Origin of the sequence: Roseovarius sp. MMSF_3298, from assembly GCF_030733705.1 — a bacterium.
Taxonomy (GTDB): domain Bacteria; phylum Pseudomonadota; class Alphaproteobacteria; order Rhodobacterales; family Rhodobacteraceae; genus Roseovarius; species Roseovarius confluentis.
The window spans coordinates 1-20,539 of sequence record NZ_JASHIN010000007.1; the positions used below are offsets into that span (position 1 = coordinate 1).

At 59.7% G+C, this 20,539-nt stretch carries 19 protein-coding genes; 11 read left to right on the forward strand and 8 right to left on the reverse strand.

All coding sequences use genetic code 11. From position 1 onward, the window contains the following. Positions 1–530 precede the first annotated feature (530 nt). Complete coding sequence (locus RBB18_RS08100) at positions 531–1,448, forward strand: DMT family transporter (protein WP_103764446.1); 918 nt, start codon at positions 531–533, stop codon at positions 1,446–1,448. Between the two features lie 238 nt (positions 1,449–1,686). Continuing rightward, positions 1,687–2,838 carry an HPP family protein gene (locus RBB18_RS08105; protein ID WP_306112033.1) on the forward strand — a complete coding sequence of 384 codons (1,152 nt, stop codon included), beginning with the start codon at positions 1,687–1,689 and terminating at the stop codon, positions 2,836–2,838. A gap of 310 nt (positions 2,839–3,148) precedes the next feature. Here the strand turns inward: RBB18_RS08105 and RBB18_RS08110 are convergent, their stop codons facing one another. Continuing rightward, entirely contained in the window at positions 3,149–3,721 is a 573-nt protein-coding gene (locus tag RBB18_RS08110; protein WP_103764447.1) for a cupin domain-containing protein, read from the reverse strand. 146 nt (positions 3,722–3,867) lie between these two features. Between RBB18_RS08110 and RBB18_RS08115 the strand changes: the two genes are divergently transcribed. Together RBB18_RS08115 and RBB18_RS08120 are read left to right on the forward strand one after the other, a co-directional pair. Then, the gene (locus RBB18_RS08115) at positions 3,868–5,151 is read left to right on the forward strand and encodes a 4-aminobutyrate--2-oxoglutarate transaminase (RefSeq protein WP_103764448.1); all 1,284 of its coding nucleotides are present in this window, start codon (positions 3,868–3,870) and stop codon (positions 5,149–5,151) included. A gap of 17 nt (positions 5,152–5,168) precedes the next feature. Continuing rightward, positions 5,169–6,617, forward strand: coding sequence for an NAD-dependent succinate-semialdehyde dehydrogenase (locus RBB18_RS08120; protein ID WP_103764471.1), 1,449 nt, complete (start codon positions 5,169–5,171; stop codon positions 6,615–6,617). Between the two features lie 75 nt (positions 6,618–6,692). On the opposite strand, the gene RBB18_RS08125 is transcribed toward RBB18_RS08120, so the two are convergent. Next, positions 6,693–7,025, reverse strand: coding sequence for a hypothetical protein (locus tag RBB18_RS08125; RefSeq protein WP_306112012.1), 333 nt, complete (start codon positions 7,023–7,025; stop codon positions 6,693–6,695). Between the two features lie 40 nt (positions 7,026–7,065). Between RBB18_RS08125 and RBB18_RS08130 the strand changes: the two genes are divergently transcribed. The 6 genes from RBB18_RS08130 to RBB18_RS08155 all read left to right on the forward strand — a co-directional run bounded on the left by RBB18_RS08130 (position 7,066) and on the right by RBB18_RS08155 (position 15,170). Beyond that, a complete protein-coding gene (locus tag RBB18_RS08130; RefSeq protein ID WP_306121242.1) occupies positions 7,066–8,067 on the forward strand; it encodes an ABC transporter substrate-binding protein in 1,002 nt (333 codons plus the stop codon). A 190-nt stretch (positions 8,068–8,257) separates the two neighbouring features. Next, positions 8,258–9,910 carry an iron ABC transporter permease gene (locus RBB18_RS08135; RefSeq protein WP_306112014.1) on the forward strand — a complete coding sequence of 551 codons (1,653 nt, stop codon included), beginning with the start codon at positions 8,258–8,260 and terminating at the stop codon, positions 9,908–9,910. Continuing rightward, positions 9,907–10,980, forward strand: a complete 1,074-nt coding sequence (locus RBB18_RS08140; protein ID WP_306112015.1) for an ABC transporter ATP-binding protein — start codon at positions 9,907–9,909, stop codon at positions 10,978–10,980. Before RBB18_RS08135 ends, RBB18_RS08140 begins: the two co-directional genes overlap by 4 nt. Positions 10,981–11,015: 35 nt before the next feature. Further along, the gene (locus RBB18_RS08145) at positions 11,016–12,152 is read left to right on the forward strand and encodes a hypothetical protein (RefSeq protein ID WP_306112016.1); all 1,137 of its coding nucleotides are present in this window, start codon (positions 11,016–11,018) and stop codon (positions 12,150–12,152) included. A gap of 269 nt (positions 12,153–12,421) precedes the next feature. Then, complete coding sequence (locus tag RBB18_RS08150) at positions 12,422–13,627, forward strand: CaiB/BaiF CoA-transferase family protein (RefSeq protein ID WP_103764453.1); 1,206 nt, start codon at positions 12,422–12,424, stop codon at positions 13,625–13,627. Positions 13,628–13,661: 34 nt separating this feature from the next. Further along, the gene (locus RBB18_RS08155) at positions 13,662–15,170 is read left to right on the forward strand and encodes an AMP-binding protein (RefSeq protein WP_306112017.1); all 1,509 of its coding nucleotides are present in this window, start codon (positions 13,662–13,664) and stop codon (positions 15,168–15,170) included. A 48-nt stretch (positions 15,171–15,218) separates the two neighbouring features. On the opposite strand, the gene RBB18_RS08160 is transcribed toward RBB18_RS08155, so the two are convergent. From RBB18_RS08160 to RBB18_RS08185, 6 genes are read right to left on the reverse strand one after another with little or no spacing between them, the layout of a single operon-like run. Then, a complete protein-coding gene (locus RBB18_RS08160; RefSeq protein ID WP_103764455.1) occupies positions 15,219–15,683 on the reverse strand; it encodes a thioesterase family protein in 465 nt (154 codons plus the stop codon). Positions 15,684–15,703: 20 nt separating this feature from the next. Then, positions 15,704–16,552, reverse strand: coding sequence for an enoyl-CoA hydratase (locus tag RBB18_RS08165; protein WP_306112018.1), 849 nt, complete (start codon positions 16,550–16,552; stop codon positions 15,704–15,706). Positions 16,553–16,565: 13 nt separating this feature from the next. Next, a complete protein-coding gene (locus tag RBB18_RS08170) occupies positions 16,566–17,309 on the reverse strand; it encodes an SDR family oxidoreductase (protein WP_103764456.1) in 744 nt (247 codons plus the stop codon). Between the two features lie 3 nt (positions 17,310–17,312). After that, positions 17,313–17,759: a MaoC/PaaZ C-terminal domain-containing protein gene (locus RBB18_RS08175; RefSeq protein ID WP_103764457.1), complete on the reverse strand. Its 447-nt coding sequence runs from the start codon at positions 17,757–17,759 to the stop codon at positions 17,313–17,315. 57 nt (positions 17,760–17,816) lie between these two features. Further along, the gene (locus RBB18_RS08180; protein WP_211286181.1) at positions 17,817–18,194 is read right to left on the reverse strand and encodes a Zn-ribbon domain-containing OB-fold protein; all 378 of its coding nucleotides are present in this window, start codon (positions 18,192–18,194) and stop codon (positions 17,817–17,819) included. 11 nt (positions 18,195–18,205) lie between these two features. Further along, a complete protein-coding gene (locus RBB18_RS08185) occupies positions 18,206–19,372 on the reverse strand; it encodes an acetyl-CoA acetyltransferase (protein ID WP_103764473.1) in 1,167 nt (388 codons plus the stop codon). A 180-nt stretch (positions 19,373–19,552) separates the two neighbouring features. On the opposite strand from RBB18_RS08185, the gene RBB18_RS08190 reads away from it, so the two are divergent. Next, a complete protein-coding gene (locus RBB18_RS08190) occupies positions 19,553–20,446 on the forward strand; it encodes a LysR substrate-binding domain-containing protein (RefSeq protein WP_306112019.1) in 894 nt (297 codons plus the stop codon). The last annotated feature ends 93 nt before the right edge of the window (positions 20,447–20,539 follow it).

Consider the following 20,539-nt stretch of genomic DNA (forward strand, 5'->3'; position numbering starts at 1 on the left):
CATTATGGCTTCGATGAACCAGAAATCCTCCGTCCCTCAAACACCTAAATCTGTCCGGTAGGTGCTGACGTTAGACAAACTTGACTTCCAGCGCCCGCTCGAACCCGTGGAGCAGGATGGTCGCCAGAAACGTTGGGTTCTTTGCGCGCTCGACTCTTTGAAACACGCCTACGTAGTGCCGGACCCTTAGCCCGGCTAAAGCAAATGAGGTGTATTCTCGCCTCGTTTCTTCGGCTGAAGCGCGCCAAGTGCCGGTTTTCGAGGTCCGGGTATGGTCCATGTCTTTCTCCCCGTGTCCGGGAGATATGGCAGTTGATATTGCTGAAACTTTAATGGGTAAGGGTAGACCTGCACCTGCCTATGCCCCGACAGTAAATGGAACTGCTGATGCGTTCGAATTGCCGCGAGTGCTATAGCCGTTCTGTAGGAACTCGCTTAGACACAGAGGTAAGTTCGCAATGGCGGCCAGAGGAGGGGCATAGACCTGCTTCGCTCTGCCTTGCCGGTCAGGTTTTCCAGATTGGATCCAAATGACGTCTATTGATCAACCCGCTTCGCACGGAGAGAGCCACAGATATGGCGTGCTGTTCGTGTTCGCAGCAGGCGTTCTGTGGTCGACGGTCGGTCTCGGGATCCGCCTGATCGAGGACGCATCGGTCTGGCAGATCCTGCTGTATCGCTCCATCAGCATGTCGTTGTTCCTGTATGTCGTCATTCGTGTCAGGTCAGGTGAAAGCCCATTCGCGCAGGCCGGTCGTATCGGCGGGCCTGCCATTGTCGCAGGACTGTCGCTGGTTGCCGCGTATTCGGGGGGCATATTCGCGATACAGAACACGTCGGTCGCAAATGCGATGCTGTTATTCGCGACGGCGCCGTTCATGGCTGCGGTCCTGGGGTGGCTCGTTTTGCGAGAGCCCGTCAGACCCGCTACCTGGATTGCCATCGCGGTTGCCATTGGTGGTATCGGCATCATGGTGGCCGATAAATCCGGCGGTGTGGTTCTGGCGGGCAGTCTTGCAGCGCTCGGATCGGCGTTCGGGTTTGCCGTGTTCACCGTCGCGCTGCGTTGGGGGCGGACAGGGGAAATGCTTCCGGCTGTTTTCCTGTCAGGCATTTTCGCGATCATCATCACGTCGTCCATATGCCTGATGCTAGGGCAGTCACTTGTTCTGACTTGGAACGATGGCGGGGTCGCCATGGGGATGGGTCTGTTCCAGGTCGGAGCTGGACTGATCCTCTACACGCTGGGGTCTCGTAGTCTTCCCGCTGCTGAGTTGGCCTTGCTCTCGTTGGCTGAGGTGCTGCTGGGGCCGGTTTGGGTCTGGTTGTTTCTCGGCGAGACGGCGAGCATCAATACTTTGATCGGCGGTGGCGTGCTGCTATTGGCGATTGCCGGCAATGCGATTTCGGGTAAACGCCGGAAGCCGCCACCGATTACGTCGCCGTAGAGACTCTTGATATGAGCAGTCCGAACCGCCGCGCTCTGCTTTCTCCTTCCGGGATTGGATGAAATCGAAGGAACGCTCGACCTCAGGCGCAGGCAGCCTCGTCAAACCGATGAGTGCCTCTGACAGGGCAGGATCGGAGGCATGGTTTGTCATAGGGCAGAAGTCATTGTGCCTTCGGCCTATTGAACCTTTCGCACTGTGATGAAAGTTTGTGCATATCTTGCCGGGAGGCGTGTCGTTGCACATTCTGAAATCACTTGGCCCTGCGGTTGCGCGTGTTTCCGGCGTCGAGGCCTTTCGAGCAGGGCTTGGTGCCCTGATCGGGCTGGGGCTGACCGGACTGCTCGTGCTGTCGCCGACTGTCGACCTGCAACTAGGGCTGTACCTTGTCGCCCCCTTCGGCGCCACGTCCGTTCTGTTGTTCGCGATCCCGAACAGTCCGCTCGCGCAACCCTGGTCCGCGATTGTCGGCAATACGATAGCAGCACTGGTCGGAGTCGCCGTTTGCCTATGGGTCGACGATCCCGCCCTGAGGGTCGGCCTTGCCGTGGGACTGGCCGTAACCGCGACGATGCTGTGTCGCGCCGTCCACCCGCCGGCGGGTGCGGTGGCCATGACGGCGGCCCTGTCGCCCGATGCCATCGCGCATCTGGGGTTCTGGTTCGCGATTGCGCCGATTGGCGTGGGTACCCTGGCGCTTGTGGTTCTTGCGACGATCTATGCGCGATTGACGGGGCGGCACTACCCGTTTCGGCAGTTCGATGACCCAAGCCAGCACGGGACTGGCGACCGAAATCCGACCGATCGGCTAGGGCTGTCCGAGGAAGAACTGACAAACATCCTAGAGCGCTACAGCCAGTCCTTCAACCTTGGGGTCGAGGACCTGGCGCGCCTGATCGGGGCAGCGGAGATGCAGGCCGCGGCACATCACTCCGTTCCGGTGACGGCGCAAGACATCATGTCTCGCGACCTTGTCACGATCCACCCCGAAACGCCGCTGAGCGATGTCGCGGACCTGTTCCGGCAGCATCGTTTCACGTCCCTTCCTGTCGTCGAGCAGGACGAGAAGTTCCTTGGAGTCATCTTCCAGATCCACTTGATCCGCCAGGCAAGAGAGGATGCCTTGCGTCTTGACCGCGGATACGCAGCCGCCTTGCGACGCCTGCTGGACCGAAGCCGCGAAAATCCGACAAAGGCTGGGGATATCATGAGTGTCGCCGGTCCCCGTGCGATGGCCGATACGCCCATCGGGGCGTTGCTGCCGATGATGGCCGACGGAGGGACGGATGCTGTGCCCGTCATCGAATACGGCCGGATAATCGGCATTGTCACAAGAACGGATCTGATTGCTGCGCTGGCGAGAAACTTAATACGAACAAACCCGAAATAGGTAGACGTGAGGCTACGGAGTTCGGTTGAGGTAACAGTACTTGATCTAAACAATGGATCGGGCGATGGCGGAGGCCGCGTCAATGGTACGCGCCTATGGAGAATTGGCCCCAACTTGCAGTCAAATCAGGAGCGAGATGACTAAAACGCGAGACGTAACGGAAGCCAAGCGACCGTGGCCAAGTCCTTATGTTCAGGTTGGAGGGCTCGTCGCCGGAGAGGCGCTAATTGCGCTTGGCAACGGACTGATGGCAACTTTCGTGCCGGTACGCCTCGATCAGGCGGGACTCGGGCAGTGCAACGTTGGGTTGCTAGAAACTAGGCGGCGTGCATGCGCTGATCAGAACGCATTTGTCCGGGCCTACCTGCCTGAACCGATGCGGTGCGCGGCTGTCGAAGTAATAGGCATCTCCTGGACCCAGCACCTTGCGTTCCGAACCGACAGTTATCTCGACCCGGCCTGAGATGACAATGCCGCCTTCCTCGCCCTGGTGGCCGTACATGACCCGACCGGTGTCCGCGTTGATGTCGTAGGTCTCGTGCAGGATCATCATTTGCCGGCCAAAAAGATTTGAGCCGACCTGCCGCAGAGACAGTTTACCCTTACCGATCTCGGTCAGGTCTTCGGCCGCATAGAAATTGGTCCTCTCGGGTTCCGGCTGAAATGCGAAGAACTCGGAAAGGCTAATCGGAATGCCGTCCAAGATGCGTCGCAGGGCGCCGACCGAGGGGTTCATCTTGCCGGATTCGATAAGGGAAATCGTCGAGTTCGGCACGCCCGTCTGCCTGGCCAGAGCACGTTGAGATTTTCCGGCACATTCCCGGACCGCGCGCAGCCGCACGCCCAGATCCTCGCCATCGTGCGGGGTGTTAGTTTTGTTCATTATACACCAACACCAATTTTCAGACCTTTAGATTCCAATTATTTGAAGAGCTCATGAAAAGGACTTTCGTACAGAAATCAACAGAATAATCTTTGCCGGCTTCGAACACGCGCCGCAATGCGTGCGCCAACCAAGGATCAATAACAATGCTCAACGCCGAACTGTCCGCCCGTCGAGATGCCGCCATTTCGCGGGGTGTCGGTATGCAAACGCAAATATATGTCAAGCGCGCGTCCGGGGCCGAGGTCTGGGATGTTGAAGGGCGCCGGTATATCGATTTTGCCGCAGGAATTGCAGTGGTGAACACCGGGCATTGCCATCCCAAGGTCATGGAGGCAGTGCGGCGCCAGTCCGACGCGTTCACACATACTTGCCACCAGGTGTTGCCTTACGGAAACTACATTCACCTGGCCGAAAGACTAAATGAAAAGGTGCCGGGCAACTTCGACAAGAAGACGGTTTTCGTCACGACCGGTGCGGAAGCGGTCGAGAACGCGATCAAGGTTGCGCGGGCCGCTACCGGGCGGTCGGCGGTCATCGCTTTCGGGGGCGGCTTTCATGGACGGACGTTCTTGGGAATGAGCCTGACCGGCAAGGTTGCGCCCTATAAGCAGGGCTTCGGCGCGATGATGCCCGACGTCTACCACGTGCCGTTTCCTGTCGGGCTGCATGGCACCACCACCGCGGACGCGCTGGCGGGTATCGAGAAACTGTTCAAGTCCGACTTGGACCCGGATCGCGTGGCCGCGATCATACTTGAGCCGGTCCAGGGAGAAGGCGGCTTCTACCCGGCACCTGTGGAACTGATGCGGGGGGTGCGCGATCTGTGCGACGCACATGGAATAGTCTTTGTCGCCGACGAGGTGCAGACGGGCTTTGCCAGGACGGGGCATCTTTTTGCGATGGAGAGCTACGACGTGGCCGCAGATATAACGACCATGGCCAAGGGTCTGGCGGGCGGTCTGCCGCTAGCGGCGATCACCGGACGGGCCGAAATCATGGACGCCGCTGCGCCCGGTGGTCTTGGCGGTACATATGGCGGCAATCCTCTCGGCATCGCGGCTGCTCATGCCGTCCTGGACGTGATCGAGGAGGAGGACCTGTGCAATCGGGCAAACGAGTTGGGGTCCCGGCTTCGGCAGAGATTGAACTCTATTCAGTCCCGGGTGCCGGAAATGGTTGAGGTTCGCGGCGTGGGCTTCATGGTCGCTGCGGAGTTCAACACGGCCGATGGCCGAGAGACAAACCCCGAACTGGCCAATGCGATTCGGTCCGAAGCCCTGAATCGCGGGCTGGTCCTGTTGACCTGCGGTGTGTTCGGCAATGTCATTCGCTTCCTCGCGCCGCTGACCATTCCTGACAGTGTTTTCGCCGAAGGGTTGGACATCCTTGAAGCTTCAATCGATGCAGTCAAGGGAGGCGTGAAGTGAAGGGTCTTTTGCCACTGATGCTGAAGGATCCGGGCCTTCTGGAGACGCGGGCCTTCGTAAACGGACGCTGGATCGCCCACGCGAGGAAATTCGACGTCTACGATCCGGCGACCGGCAATCTGCTTGCGCAGGTCGCGGACCTTGATGCAAATGCAACGGCAAAGGCCGTCGATGCCGCACACGAAGCGGGGCCGGGCTGGGCCGCCATGACCGGCAAGGAACGCGGCGGGCAGTTGCGAAAGCTTTATGATCTGATGCTGGAGAATGCCGACGATCTGGCGACGATTCTGACGGCGGAAATGGGTAAACCCCGGGCCGAGGCGCGGGGAGAGATCCTTTACGGTGCTTCTTTCATCGAATGGTTCGCGGAAGAGGCCAAGCGGGTCTACGGTGAGGTCATTCCCGGCCACCAGCGTGACACGCGGATCATGGTGCTGAAACAGCCCGTCGGTGTCGTCGGTTCGATAACGCCATGGAATTTCCCAAACGCGATGATCGCGCGCAAGTTGGCCCCGGCACTGGCCGCGGGCTGCACACTTGTTGCGCGCCCGTCCGAACTGACCCCGCTTTCGGCGCTGGCGATTGCCGTGCTGGCCGAGCGCGCAGGGCTGCCGGCCGGTGTTTTGAACGTCGTTCCGTCGACAGATGCAAAGGGCGTAGGGAAAGAGCTTTGCATCAATCCCAGGGTTCGCAAGATCACCTTCACCGGGTCGACCCGCGTGGGCAAGATTCTGATGGAGCAGGCGGCGGGCACGATCAAGAAGATGTCGCTTGAACTGGGAGGCAATGCGCCGTTCATTGTCTTTGATGACGCGGATCTCGATGCCGCGGTCGAGGGCGCGATGATTGCGAAGTTTCGTAACAATGGGCAGACCTGCGTCTGTGCCAACCGCATCTATGTTCAGTCCGGACTATACGACCGCTTTGCCGCGGCGATGACGCGCCGGGTGGGGGACCTTCGGGTGGGCAACGGTTTTGACGCGGGGGTGACGACCGGGCCGATGATCAGCGAAGCGGCGGTTCGAAAGGTCGAGGCCCACATCGTGGATGCGGTTGATAAAGGCGCGCAGGTTACGGTAGGTGGCGCCCGGTCAGACGCCGGTGGGGTGTTTTTCGAGCCGACGGTTTTGCGTAACGTGCGGCACGACATGCGGGTCTGCCACGAGGAGACATTCGGTCCGCTGGCCGCGCTCGTGCGGTTCGAGACCGAAGCTGACGTCATTGGGATGGCGAACGACAGTGATTTCGGCCTTGCCTCTTATTTCTTTGCCAGTGATCTGTCGCGTGTGTGGCGCGTGGCCGAAGCGCTGGAATGCGGTATGGTCGGTGTCAACACCGGGTTGATTTCGACCGAGGTCGCGCCCTTTGGCGGTATCAAGCAATCAGGGCTCGGTCGCGAAGGATCGAAACACGGGATCGATGACTATCTTGAGATCAAGAATGTCTGCATGGGACGAATCGCTTAGTTTCAACATTTGCGCCTGTTTGCGCGAAGGTGGCTAATGACCGCGGGCCTACCAGAAGCCACAGCGTGTGCATCGTCAGCAAATTGAAAGGACGGCGCCGCTTTGGGCATGGCGCTCGCGTCCAGGCACATGGGTGCCGCCGACTGTTCCGGTCCGTGTTTCAGAGGCGTTCTGTAGCCCTGCTGCCAGGAAAGTTCTCTTGCTGCACACGAACCGGTCACCGCGGCCCGAAACAGCGGAATCAATGGTCTTGTTCACCGTGAAATTCGCGGTTCGGCCAGCGGCCTTGGGTCTTTTCTCGTGCAGAGGAATATGTGCACTCTGCGCACTAATCCCCCCGCTTGAAACTGCTTGTTTGGTGTCGTCGGGAGCATAAGGTTTGACCGCAAGAACGATCAGATAAGCCAACAGGAGTTCTAAAATGAGAAAGATAACACGTCGCTCACTTTTGTCGTCCGGCGCCGCGGTCGGTGTCGCGTCCGCCCTCGGAATTCGGCCGGTTCTGGCCCAGCACGATCCCCTTTACGAAGCGGCCCGGGAAGAAGGTGAAGTAAACCTTTACTGGGGCTCCTACGAGCAAAAAACCATCGACGAACTGATCGCCGCGTTCACCGCCAAGTATCCGGGCATCAACGTGAACCTGCTGCGCCAAGCGTCACAGACAGTTTACACCCGCCTGCGCCTCGAACTCCAGAACGATGCGGTGCAGTGCGACTCTCTGGGTACCACGAACGCGCTGCACTACCGGGAACTAAAGGCAATAGATGCCTTGCAGCCCTACAAGCCAACCGAGAGCGCCATCATTCCCGAGGCGTTCCGCACGCTTGACGAGGACGACATGTACCATGTTGGGGCCATTAGCCTAATCTGCATCAACCGCGCCGCGGATGTAAAGGGGCCGCAATCATGGGCCGAGATGGTCGGCGGCGACTTTGCCGGAGAAATTTCCTGCGGCAGCCCGGCGCATTCGGGCGACGTTGCCCACTGGACCGTCGCGATGCTGGCGAAATTCGGTGACGATTTCCTGCGGGATTTTGCTGCGCAAAACCCGAAAATCGGCCAATCCAGCGTAGACTCGGTTACCGACATTCTGGCTGGCGAGCGTACAGTCGGCGCCAGCGCGCCTTACAGCTACACGCTGACGCAGAAAGCCGCCGGCAACCCCATTGATATCACGATCCCCTCCGACGAGGCCGTATTGAACCTTGGTATCACGGGGATCCCTGCCAAGGCGCCGCACCCAAATGCGGGTCAGCTGTTCAACCAGTTCCTGTACTCGCCGGAAGCGTCGGCTGTGCTTGTCGCCAACAACTGGCCGACACTGCGCAGCGATGTCCCCTGGGCCGGTGACCTCAGCCTGGACCAGATCAGCTGGTACCGGAACCCGTCCGAAGGGCTGGACGAAGCGATGAAAGAAGCTATCGACAAGTGGAAAAACATCGTAGGCTGACCATCGCAGCCGCAACAATCCCGCTCTGTTTTCGAATAGGGCGGGATTGTCTTTCGCCGCTAGCGCGGCGCTACTCTTCTCCGATATCTGAGAGTCTGACATGAGCTCCCACTCCCGCGCCGACCTGTTCGGCCTGGTCTCGCACAATCTGCCACGCTGGCTTGTTATTTCGGTCGTCATCGTCACGCTTTTGCTGCTCGTCGCGCATCCGCTGGGCTGGATATTGTGGAACAGCGTACACGATGACACGACGCAGAAACTGTCGCTGGTCAATTACAGGCGGATATTCTCCAGTGCTTCGCTGTGGGTCCCCATCGTAAATTCGCTGATCGTTGCCTTTTCCGTCGCTTTCTTCTCGACGTTGATCGGCGTACCGCTTGCCTGGCTGGTCTCGCGCACGGACATGCCAGGCAGGGGCCTGGTAAGGGCGATGACGATGACGGCCTTCGTTACACCCTCGTTCATCGGTGCGCTTGGCTGGATCCTGCTCGCCGCACCGAGAGCCGGCTGGCTGAATGTCGGATGGCAGAACCTGACGTCGAGCGACTGGCCGTTGTTCGATATCTACACAATGACGGGGACAATATTCGTCTGCTCGATCTACACGGTGCCTTACACTTTTTCGTTGGTGGCAAGCGCGTTCGACGAGATGGCCGTGGAATTGGAAGACGCCGCCACGACATTGGGGGCTGGGAAGTGGCGCACCATGTTGACCATCACCATCCCGTTGGCGCGTCCGGCCTTTCTGGTCGGGTTCATCCTGTCCTTCATCCAGGGGATGACGCTTTTCGGCGTTCCGGCATTCCTGCTGACACCGTCGGGCACGCGGGTCGTAACCACGCAGCTTGCCGAGTTCTACCAGCTATTCCCACCGGAAATCTTCCTTGCCGCAGCTTACTGCATGCCTCTGCTTGTCGTCACGGGCGGCCTGTTCTGGGTCCGCCGCCGGCTGCTTGGACGGCGCCAGTTCGTGACCATCGGGGGAAAATCGCTCCGCACCCGCCGGATCGAGCTGGGCGCACGCGCGCGTTGGGTCGGCTTTGCGTTTGCGATGATCGTTCCGGTCACGGCGGTGTTCCTGCCGTTCGCGGCCCTGATCCTCGTATCGCTTTCCAAGGCCTGGGGCATGGGGCCTAGCCTCGATAACTTTACGCTCGACTGGTATCGCTGGGCGCTGTGGGAAAACGGCGAAACGCAACGCGCCATGATCAACTCGCTGGTTTATGCCGGTTTGGCGGCCACCCTGGGGATGATCCTGGGCACGGTCGTTGCCTTCATCTCGGAGCGCAAACTATTCAGCGGTGCCGCTATACTTGGTGCGCTGGCGACCATGCCGATCATCATCCCGGGGATCGTGCTGTCCGTCGGGTTTTTCTCGGCCTATACGCGCCCACCCTTTGGTTTCTACGGCACGTCGATGCTTGTCATCATCGCGTTTGTCGCAACCTTTCTGCCGATCGCCTATTCGCAGGCGACGACGACGATCAAGGGCATCAGTGCCGATCTGGAACGGGCGGCGCGCAGTGTCGGTGCAGGTGAAATCAGGGCGTTCCTGTCGATCACGGCACCGTTGATGCGAACTGGCCTCATTTCCGGCTGGCTGCTCGTCTTCATTCCGATCATGCGGGAACTGTCCGTGGTCATATTCCTGGTCTCTCCGCAGACCAACGTGATGACCACGCTGATCTACAATTACAAAGACGGCGGAAACTACGAAGCCGTGGCTGCCACCAGCGTCGTGTTGCTCGCCGGTACCCTGGTCATCGTTCTTCTGGCCCGGCTTTTTGTCGGTCAGGGCAGTCGCCGAACCCGAAAAATACAGACCATGGAAGAAAACTCATGAGCGGAATTCGCATCAAAGAGCTCAGCAAGAGCTTCGGTAACTTTCAAGCCCTTCGAAATCTTACGCTGGACCTTGAGGATGGCCAGTTGCTGGCACTTCTCGGTCCATCCGGTTGCGGCAAATCCACGACCTTGCAGATGCTGGCGGGATTCGAAATGCCCACTAGCGGCGAGATCTGGACTGGCGACCGCCTGTTGTCATCTCCGACATCGGTGATCCCGCCGGAAAAGCGTGGGGCGTCGCTTGTATTCCAGAACTACGCGGTATGGCCGCACATGACGGTGGCTGACAACGTCGCTTTCGGCCTGAAGGTAAAGCGCCTTTCGCGCAATGATGTGCGGGAAGGGACCATGGCTGCATTGAACGCGGTGCGCCTGGGCCCGCTGGCAGATCGCTACCCGTCTGAAATGTCGGGCGGCCAGCAGCAACGGATCGCATTGGCGCGGGCGCTGGCCGTGCAGCCGGAAATCCTGCTGCTGGACGAACCGCTGTCGAACCTTGACGCCGCGCTGCGCGACGAGATGCGCTTCGAGATCCGCCGCGTGCATGACGAAATGGGAATTACGACAGTCTACGTGACCCACGATCAGTCGGAGGCGCTTGTCACCGCGGATCGGATCGCGGTGATGAAGGATGGCGAGTTACAGCAATTCGACAGCCCAACCGAAGTGTTCGAGCGCCCCAAAAACGAATTCGTTGCCGGCTTCATTGGCAAGAACAATATCGTTCCTGGCGTAAGTGCCGGAAAATCGGCGATCCGCATTGGTGACCGGGTAATCAGGGGACAGGACACCAACGACGTCAGCGAAGGCGGCGGCGCGATTCTGGCCATCCGCCCGACCAAAACGCGCCTTCACGATGGAAACAGCCTTCCGGCCGGGCTTGAAAACGGCCTGCCGGCAACTGTAATCCGGTCTGCCTACCTAGGGGAAACTCGTGATATACTGGCCGAACTGACGACTGGTACAAAGATGCGGGTGATGGTCCCGCCTGAACAACAACCAGCGCCGGGAGACCAGGTGATGCTGGAACTGCCCGCCGATCAATGCCGTATCATGGCAAAAGGCTGAGCCGCTCGGAAGACGCGAGCCACGCGACGCGCAGCATGTGGACGCTTGGACTGTCCTATGCGGTCAGCACCTTTGCGCGTTGCCTGCCGATCTCGATCATCCCCACGATAGCACTTGGGCGGCTAGGGGATCCGGGGCTTGTGAGTGCTCTCTACATGGGTACGAGTTGCCTGTCCCTCGCCGCCGGAATTGCACTGCCGCGCTTGTTGCCACGCATTGGCTTGGCCGGGACGCTGATTGCTTGCGCGCTGTTGGGGATATCCTGCTGGCTGACTTTCCTGATACCCGGTCTCGTCAGTCTGTTTGCCGGTCTGACCCTATACGTACTCATGGTGCTTTTCTTCGAGAACGCGAGCAACATGGCCGTTCTGGGGCTGATCCCAAGGAGAGATCACAAGGCGTATGAATCCCGCCGCGTCATGCTGGCCGCGCCATCCTACATGCTTGGGCCCGTGATCGGCACGGCCATGCAGGATCACGGACTGGTTGCGCTTGTTTTTGCATCGATGGCGGCATGCACCTGTCTGGCGCCGGTTCTGGTCGCGATTTCCGCCGGAACGACGGAACGTCTGGCGCGCATGCGGCACCCTTCGCACAAGGGTTTCGCGCTTCGCAATTTCCTGGCCTCGGCCCGGTTGCGTGCGGCCTGGATCCTCGCGATCGGACGCGCGATGTGGTGGCAGATGCTTTTCGTCTACACGCCCCTGCTTGCAGTCTCGCTTGGCGTGGATTTGGTCCAAGCCGGGATCTTGATCTCGCTTTCCTCGGGGCTACTGCTTGGCGCACCGCTATGGGAAGGATTGACGAGAAAGCTTGGCCTGAGACGGTTCATGGCGCTGGCGTATACGATTTGTGGGCTCTTTGCGTGCGTGGCAGGTTTCCTGGCGCAGCATTCGTTCGGTCTCTTTGCAGTCGCGATGTTTGCCTCGGCGGTTTCGGTCAGTGCGATCGACAGTGTGGCCAACACACCCGTGTTGCGCGCCGTGCGCGCGCGGGACGCAGCGAGGATGATTCCGGTCTACAACACGTTCCGCGAAGCGGCACAGGTTTTTCCTGCCGGGGCATATGCCGTTATGCTGATCTTCTTCGACCTTCAGTACATTTTCGTCGCTACCGGTCTTGGCCTCGTCGGAATAGCATGGTTCTGCCGTTTGTTGCCGAGACGCGCCTGAGGCGAAACTACGAGAGGTATGACGCCTGTGTTTTTCGAGCGCAACGAACCCCACCTGTGCAGATTAGGCACTTATTGGGCAGCGAATAACTGATTGTTACGAAGACACTTTTTATGAAGAATAGCCCTCAGGAGAGGGTGGAAACTCACCTTTGAACGTCCACTGGAAGCCCGGAATGACCCAAATCAGTCGTCGGCGTTCCGCCGCCCCCATCCGCGAAGGTGGCGGCGCTCTTTTCGATTTTGGCCCGACCCATCACAGAGGTTTAAATGCACAACGAAGCTGTTCCCGAAGATAGTGCCGCACCGCTGGCCGGTATCACTGTGCTGGATGTCACGCATATGCTTTCAGGACCATACTGCACGTGGATCCTGGGTGCGCTCGGAGCCAATGTGATCAAGATCGAGCGCCCTGGCAGTGGCGACTTTACCCGTATCATCGCGCCGTTCGACGGGGATGAGAGCATTTACTTTCTGTCGGTCAACCGCAACAAGCGCAGCATGACGATCAACCTCAAAAGCGAAGACGGCAAGAAGATCTTTCGTCGCCTAGCCGCAAAAGCGGACGTGCTGGTGGAAAACAACCGTGCCGGCGCGATGGACCGACTTGGGCTGGGTGCAGACACGATGCGTGAATTGAACGAGAAGTTGATATATGCGTCGATCTCGGGTTTCGGGCAGGATGGGCCATACAGCAAACGCGCGGCCTTTGACGTGATCGCACAGGCGCTTTCGGGAATGATGAGCATCACCGGTGAATCGGATCGGGGCCCATCTCGGGTCGGGGCCTCCATCGGAGATATCGCAGCGTCGCTTTTCGCGGTGATCGGCATTCTTGCCGACTTGTCGCGCCGCGGGCGGACAGGAACGGGTGGTACGCTTGATGTCGCGATGCTGGACAGCCAGCTGGCGCTCATGGAAAACGCCATCGCGCGCTCTGCCATTGCAGGCGACACGCCGGGCCGGTTGGGAAGCCGCCACCCGTTGATTGCGCCGTTCCAGGCGTTTCCGACTTCGGACAAGCCTCTGGCGGTCTGCGTCGACACTCATGAGCAATGGGAAAGGTTGTGCGACGCGCTGAAGCTTACGCGCTTGCTGGACGAGCCGGATTTTGCGACAGGGTCGCTTCGTGCCAAGAACCACGCGCGGCTGGAGCCGATCCTCGTTGAAGCATTCACCGCGCGTGGCAGGGACGAATGGCTTGATATCCTCGAGGCCGCCGACGTACCGTCCAGTGCGATCAATACGGTGGCCGAAGCGATACAGGATCCGCAGGTTTGCCATCGGGGCATGATATCCGAGGTGCCGGAAGGTTCGGGGCGGCGATTTGTGAAAGTGCCGATCGCCCGGCCCGGGGAAGCGGACCTGCCGCAAAGACCCGCCCCGAAGCTTGGCGAAAATACGGACGAGATCCTTGAAGAGTTGGGGCTGGATGCCAACGAGATTGCTCGGCTGCGCGCGGAAGGCGCCGTTTGAACGTGCGGATGGGGCGGGGAGACAGAGGCAGACGATGAGCAATCTGATCGAGAAATTCGACCTAGCGGGCCGAGCCGACCTGCCGGCACTGGCCCTGAGGTCAGACGGCGAGAACCAGATTACCTACGGAGCACTTGGCGCAAGGGCGGCACACCTGGCAGGTGTTCTCGTGCAGCGTGGCCTGTGCGCAGGCGACCGTGTTGTCGTCAAGGTGGAGAAATCTGTCGTCAACTTGGCGCTCTACCTCGCGTGTCTGCAGCGAGGCGTCATCTACGTGCCGTTGAACACAGGCTACCGGGCGCAGGAGGTGGAATACTTTCTTCGGGATACAGGTGCGCGACTGGTTGTCTGTGACCCGGATGATGTCGCGGTCATAAGTCCCGTCACGGACGATATCGGTGCGGAGGTACTCACGCTCGACCGGAATGGTGCGGGCAGCTTGCCGGACGCCATTTCGGAGCCGTGTTTCGAAATCTATCCCACCGCCGACGATGAGGTGGCTTCGATCCTGTACACATCCGGCACGACCGGAAAGCCAAAGGGGGCGATGCTGACGCATGGCAACCTGATCTCCAACGCGTCTGCGCTGGCGGACCTCTGGCAGGTCAGGGACCGGGACGTCATGTTGCACATGCTGCCGATATTTCATGCGCACGGGCTCTTTGTCGGTTGCAACGTCATGTTGATGGCAGGGGCGCATATGCTTTTCGAGTCCAGGTTCGACTTGGATGGCGCGAACGCGCTTCTGCCGCACGCCACGGTGATGATGGGTATACCAACGTTCTATACGAGGATGCTTTCGGATGACCGGCTGGACCGGTCGCTTGTCGCCGGGATGCGCCTGTTCACCTGCGGTTCGGCTCCCTTGCTGGCTGAGACACACATTGCCTGGACGGAACGCACCGGTTGCGCGATCCTGGAACGCTATGGAATGACAGAGACCGGCATGATCACCTCCAACCCGTATGACGGCGAGCGCCGTCCGGGCAGCGTGGGTCCGGCATTGCCGGGCGTGGCGGTACGCATCACCCGCTCGGGCAGCGATGAGGTCCTCCAACAAGGCGAGATCGGCATGGTCGAGGTCAAAGGACCGAATGTCTTCAAGGGGTATTGGCGTTTGCCGGAGAAGACCGCGGCCGAGTTTCACCCCGATGGCTGGTTCATCACCGGCGACCTCGGGTCCCTGTCCGAGGACGGCTATCTGCAGATCGTCGGGCGCGGCAAGGACCTAGTGATTTCCGGTGGTTACAACGTCTATCCGAAGGAAGTCGAAACAGAGATAGATGCGCTTGACGGCGTTGTTGAAAGCGCCGTCATCGGCCTGTCGCATGCCGACTTCGGCGAGGCCGTTACAGCGGTCGTCGTCGCGGAACCGGGATCGGCCATCGACGAGCAGGGGGTCCAGGCGGCGCTGCGTGACAGGCTCGCGGCGTTCAAGCTGCCGAAAAAGGTGATCTTTCTCGATGCTTTGCCGCGCAATACAATGGGCAAGGTACAGAAGGCACAGTTGCGGTCTGAGTACAGTGGCCTCTACACGGCCTGAAGGGTGCGGCTCAGATAAGCGTCGGACGCCTTTCGCTTGCGGAGCGATTTACAGAAGCGAGGCGATCCTTGCGCGGTCCGCTTCGGGGAAAGGCATCGCGCGACGGGTGTCCAGGCTGGCGCAGATCGAAACCTGATCCATGGTAGCGGCCAGGTAACCTTTTTCGTCCTGGTGCATTCTCAGCTCCGCGAAAATACGCTTATCGTCATGGCGATTGAGAACCATCGTGATCCTCAGCGGATCGCCTTGGCGTATCTCGCGGTGGTACCGGATGTTGGCTTGAACGGTGAACAACCCAAGCTGGGTCTTACGTGTCCAACTCTCGCCGAAGCCGCAATCTTCGAGTATATCATGACCCAGCAGATCGAGGACCATTGCGTAGCAGGCCATGTTCATATGGCCGTACAGGTCGATCCAGTCCGGAGCGGCGACGCATAACCTGTAGTTGCCCTGCCAGTGCGACCGTCTCGGCGATGGCGCGACTGACGGAAGACCGTGCTTGATTTCCTGCATCGTCTGAACCGGCTGAGGGCTCACTGGCCCTCGAACTCGGGCTTTTGGCGCGTCGTAAAGGCCTCGATGGCGGCCTGATAGTCGCGCGACATATAGCAATTCATCAAAACGTCCTCGTCTTTGACGCTGCTGATCGTGGCGTCGCGCATGCGGTTCAGCAAGCGTTTCGTGCCCGAGAGGGTTAGAGGCGCAAGGGCCGCTAGTTCCTCTGCAATATCGTGCACCCGGGGCAGGAATGTCGCTTCGTCGGTTGAAACCTCGCGCAGCGCTCCGGCGGATAGAAGTGACTCGGCCGAAAGAAGCTGCGCCGAAAACACCATTTCCTTGGTGCGCGCGGGGCCGACCATTGCCGTCAGCCGGGCGAAGTTGAGGGCCGAGAGGCAGTTGCCCACCGTGCGGGCGATGGGAAAACCGAACCGCAAAGAAGGCGCCGCAACACGCACATCGCAACTGGCCGCGATCAATGCGCCCATGCCGACGCAAGGGCCGCTCATCGCCGCAACAGAGGGCACGCGCAGGGATTCCAGCGCGGTCGTGACGGCTTCGGCTTGGGTCTCCGCAGCCAGCGCCGCCTCGGGGCTTGTAACCGCACCGAGGTCGCCCATGTCCGCGCCTGCCATGAAGGAGGGCTTCTTGCCCGTGATGCCGGTCAGGACAAGCGCCCGCACGGATGTATCGTTCTCAAGCTCTTGAAAAACGTCGACCATCGCTGCCTCCATGGCGCTGGTCATCGCGTTCAGCGACTCGGGGCGGTTGAAAGCCAACCATTCTATGCGGCCGTTGCGCAGTCGCAGGATTTCACCTCCGGCGAGCTTGTTGCCCGCCTTGAGCATCCTCTCGTTGACAGGGGGAAGGGGCATGTCGCTCATGTCTCTTTCCTTTCTAGAAATCGCCGGTCGTGGCGCCGCCATCGGCGACGAGTGTCTGGCCGGTAATGTAGGACGCGTCTTCAGAGGCGAGGAATGCCACCACGGCCGCGATTTCTTCCGGGTCGCCAAAACGGCCGGCAAGGATCTGATCGGTCCATTTTGCGCGTATGTCGTCGGGGACGGCCATGACCATTGGTGTGGAGATGACACCCGGCGCGATCGCGTTGACGCGGATGTTGTGCCGTGCGCCCTCGATCGCGGCGGTCCGGGTCAGGCCGGTTATACCGGCCTTCGACGCAGAATAATTCGCTTGGCCGTATGTGCCGAAGATCGCCGTTGAAGCGATGTTGATGATGGCGCCGCCCTTGCCGTGCTCTGCGACCTGGCGAAGCGCGGTCTGGCACCCCAGCCACGAGCCACGAAGATTGACGTTGATTACCGAGTCCCACTCTTCGTCCTGCATCTTCATCAGGGAACGGTCGCGGTTAATGCCTGCGATATTCGCAAAGATGGAAATCTCGGCGAACTCGGCTGGCAATTGGGCGATCATTCTTTCCCAGCTGGCGCGCTCGGCCACGTCCAGCTCCACGGCGATAGCTGGCGAGGAGAGGCCTGTTACGACCTCTTGCGTGGCTGAGTGGTCACGATCCGCCGCGATGACCCTGACGCCTTCATCCGCTAGGCGAGCGGCCACGGCGCGCCCGATTCCACCTGCCGCACCGGTTACAAGAGCGGTTTTCTTTGCAAGCCCGCGCATTGATCATTCCCCCCCTTCGCGCGCAACGAGAAAGGTGTCCTCGCCATGCTGCACGATGCTGTCATCCTGTTTCACGAGCTCGATACCCACGCGCACCACACCACGATCGGGCTTCGAGCTGGAGGGGCGCTTTTCCAGGATCGTGGCGCGGTAATGGACCGTGTCACCGATCAGGATCGGGCCGGAAAAGGCGCGCGAAGTCTGCAGGAAGGCCATGATGGCCCAATCGTCGATACCGGAACGGAGTCCCGTGGAAAGCGAGTAGCCGAGCATCCCGTGCGCGATGCGCTTGCCGAAACCGGACTCCTGGGCGGCAATTTCGTCCATGTGCAATGGATTGAAGTCCCCGGTCAGGCCGGCAAACGTGACGATATGGGTTTCTGTGATTGTGACACGCGACGAAACGTATCTGGCGTCCGGTGGGATTTCGTCGAAGTAGACTTGAGACATGGAAGTCACCTTATTTGGCAGAGTCAACGGAGTGGCGCCAGGCTGGCATTTGAAAAGCTAGGCCGGACGAAAGACGGGCAGGTCGATCTCGTCATCCAGCGGCTCGAAGCAAACGCGCAGGGGCAGACCCACGTACATATCCGTGGGATCTACGTCGCGCAGCGACGAGAGCATGATCACCCCTTCGTCGAGACGGACCATTGCGCAGTTGTAGGGCGGGCGTTTCGTATTGCCGACATGGATAACAGTGTAGGAGAACAGTGTGCCGGTGCCCTTCGCCTCGACCCATTCAGGGGAAACGCCCGGGGCGTAGATGGAATGGCCGCGTGGGTACCATTGGTATTTCCCGGTCGCCGGGCAGCGTTGGATCAGAAGCTGCCGTTTTTTCAACCTATCCCAGAAAGGGGCGCTGTCGTTGTCGATCACAGGTTTCATCATATGCCTCCTCAGACCGTGAGTATCGCAGTGGCAGAGGCGCAGAAGGTGCCGCCAAGCCCGTGTACCAAGGCTGTTTCCGCGTTTTCTACCTGCACGCCCGGTCCTTCGCTCCGGAGTTGCCGTGCGCCTTCTATGAGCGCGAAAAGCCCGCGCTTGCCCGGATGGTTGGAAGAGAGCCCACCACCATCGGTGTTGCAGGGCAATGCACCGCCAATGCCAAGGTTGCCGTCCGACACGAAGTCGCCCCCTTCACCACGTCTGCAGAAGCCTAGGTCTTCCAAGGCCAGAAGCGGTGTGATCGTGAATGCGTCGTAAAGTTGTGCCACGTCGATATCAGCGTGACCGAGGCCGGCCATGTCGAAGGCGCGCTTTCCGGATACACGGGCTGGCGTGGAAAGGTCTTCGGGGATTTGGCTGATCTGCGTGCGCCGGACGGCCGATCCGAAGCCGGTCAGGTAGACAGGCTTGCGGCGCAAGTCCCTTGCGCGTTCCGCACTGGTCATCACGATCGCACCGCCCCCGTCCGTCACCAGACAGCAATCGAACTTGTGCAGGGGGCTGGCCACCATCGGCGAACTGAGCACATCATCTATCGTCAAGGGGCCGTGCATCTTGGCTTGCGGATTGTGGTCCGCATGGCGGCGGAAAGTCACCGCGATTTCCGCGAGTTGCTCGGACTTGGTGCCGTATTCGGAAATATGCCGCTGCGCCATCAGTGCGTAGGTCGAGATAAGGGTAGGGTCATAGGGCAGTTCGAACTGCCCCGGACCCGCGGGTAGCACGAACGGGTCGAAAGAGGGCGTGTCCAGCGGCCACCAGCGGGGGCAGGCAGCATAGGTGATTACAACGACATCAGCCATGCCCGTCGCGATGGCGGCAGCTGCGTGGCCGGCATGAACGATGTAGGAGCAACCACCCACGTCGGTTCCGTTGAACCACGTGGGTGTGATGCCGGCATAGTCCGCGAATTCGGTGACGCTTTCGACGGCTCCACCCTCGGCCCAGTCTCCGGACGCGACGCATAGCCCGTCGACATCGTCAACCGTCAGGCCGGCATCCCCCAGCGCGGCATTCACGCTGTCCATCATGATGCGAAATGGATGAACTCCCGGCGCCTTGCGCAAGGGAGACTCGTGCAATCCGACAATGGCGGCCTTGTTGCTTATGCCTGACATTTGCTGCCTCTGCTGCTTTTTTGGTGGCGTCAGGATCGGCATGAACCGCAGTTGCCACAAGCAGTTTGACAACCGTGAATAGTTGCATATTCTGCACCGGTTCTGCCGTTTTCACGTCGCGTAAGCATGTTTCCCCGAGCAGGGCTTTTACTCATTGTCAAGCGGCGGAGCTTGCCCCGAATGAATGCCTCAAGGAGTACACCTCCCCTGACGTCTTTGCGTGCTTTCGAAGCTTTTTCGCGTCACGGGCTGGTGCGAGAGGCCGCGGAAGAGCTATCGATCTCTCATACGGTGGTGTCGCGCCACATCCAGAACGTCGAATATTTCTTGAAGGTGAAGCTGGTTCAAAAATCCGGCAGGAATATCGTACTGACAAAAGAGGGGCAGAGATACGCTCAACAGATACGGCGGGCTTTCGGTATTATCGTTGCGGCCTCGGCGGAGTTGCAAAGGAAACCCGAGAATACCCTGCACATTTCGTGCAAGCCTGGTCTGGCGACACGGCGCATTCTCGGGATGCTTTCGGAAATCGAAAGCAGGATCGGCGTTCGAAACCTGACCTTGCAGCCTCAGCTTCTGGGAGCGGACATGCTAAAGGACGGTGCCGATGTCGAACTGACCTACAGCGAGACTGTTCCCGATATCCCCGGCCTCACCGCCGAGATTTTCGCCAGCCCCAGAATCATTGCCGTTGCAAGCCCGACCTTTATGGACGGTGTGCGGGGCGAGATGACCTTGGACATGCTATCCTCGCTGCCGCTGATCCACGAAAAAAACACCCGTCAGTGGGAAAACTGGCTTACCAAGGCAGGCATGACCCAGATCCCCGAGTTGCAGGGCGTGAAGCTCTGGCAAGGCAACCTGTCCATCGAGGGTGCGAGGTATGGACAAGGTGTGGCGCTGGTCAGCACCTTGATCGCGCAACCGGCGCTGAAGAAAGGCCATATCGTCGAGGTGATCCCAAGCGATGTCCGGTTGGGAGATTACTACATGATGGCGTCGGAACAAACTTGGAAGCGTGCAGAGGTGCTGGAACTTCTGGATTTCCTTCGCAGTGTATTTGCGGATGAATAACGAAATTGTGACTGGCACGACTAGGAGTGGTTTTCGCTACGTCAGTTTCATCATCTCTTCGCTGAAGGCTTCGGCTGGGATCCGCCATTCGAG

Coding starts and splice junctions, on each gene's coding strand:
- RBB18_RS08175 (WP_103764457.1), bottom strand. CDS start 17,759: ATGTCTCAAGTCTACTTCGACGAAATCCCACCGGACGCCAGATACGTT.
- RBB18_RS08180 (WP_211286181.1), bottom strand. CDS start 18,194: ATGAAACCTGTGATCGACAACGACAGCGCCCCTTTCTGGGATAGGTTG.
- RBB18_RS08115 (WP_103764448.1), top strand. CDS start 3,868: ATGCTCAACGCCGAACTGTCCGCCCGTCGAGATGCCGCCATTTCGCGG.
- RBB18_RS08185 (WP_103764473.1), bottom strand. CDS start 19,372: ATGTCAGGCATAAGCAACAAGGCCGCCATTGTCGGATTGCACGAGTCT.
- RBB18_RS08110 (WP_103764447.1), bottom strand. CDS start 3,721: ATGAACAAAACTAACACCCCGCACGATGGCGAGGATCTGGGCGTGCGG.
- RBB18_RS08100 (WP_103764446.1), top strand. CDS start 531: ATGACGTCTATTGATCAACCCGCTTCGCACGGAGAGAGCCACAGATAT.
- RBB18_RS08120 (WP_103764471.1), top strand. CDS start 5,169: ATGCTGAAGGATCCGGGCCTTCTGGAGACGCGGGCCTTCGTAAACGGA.
- RBB18_RS08155 (WP_306112017.1), top strand. CDS start 13,662: ATGAGCAATCTGATCGAGAAATTCGACCTAGCGGGCCGAGCCGACCTG.
- RBB18_RS08170 (WP_103764456.1), bottom strand. CDS start 17,309: ATGCGCGGGCTTGCAAAGAAAACCGCTCTTGTAACCGGTGCGGCAGGT.
- RBB18_RS08190 (WP_306112019.1), top strand. CDS start 19,553: ATGAATGCCTCAAGGAGTACACCTCCCCTGACGTCTTTGCGTGCTTTC.
- RBB18_RS08145 (WP_306112016.1), top strand. CDS start 11,016: ATGTGGACGCTTGGACTGTCCTATGCGGTCAGCACCTTTGCGCGTTGC.
- RBB18_RS08165 (WP_306112018.1), bottom strand. CDS start 16,552: ATGAGCGACATGCCCCTTCCCCCTGTCAACGAGAGGATGCTCAAGGCG.
- RBB18_RS08150 (WP_103764453.1), top strand. CDS start 12,422: ATGCACAACGAAGCTGTTCCCGAAGATAGTGCCGCACCGCTGGCCGGT.
- RBB18_RS08140 (WP_306112015.1), top strand. CDS start 9,907: ATGAGCGGAATTCGCATCAAAGAGCTCAGCAAGAGCTTCGGTAACTTT.
- RBB18_RS08160 (WP_103764455.1), bottom strand. CDS start 15,683: ATGCAGGAAATCAAGCACGGTCTTCCGTCAGTCGCGCCATCGCCGAGA.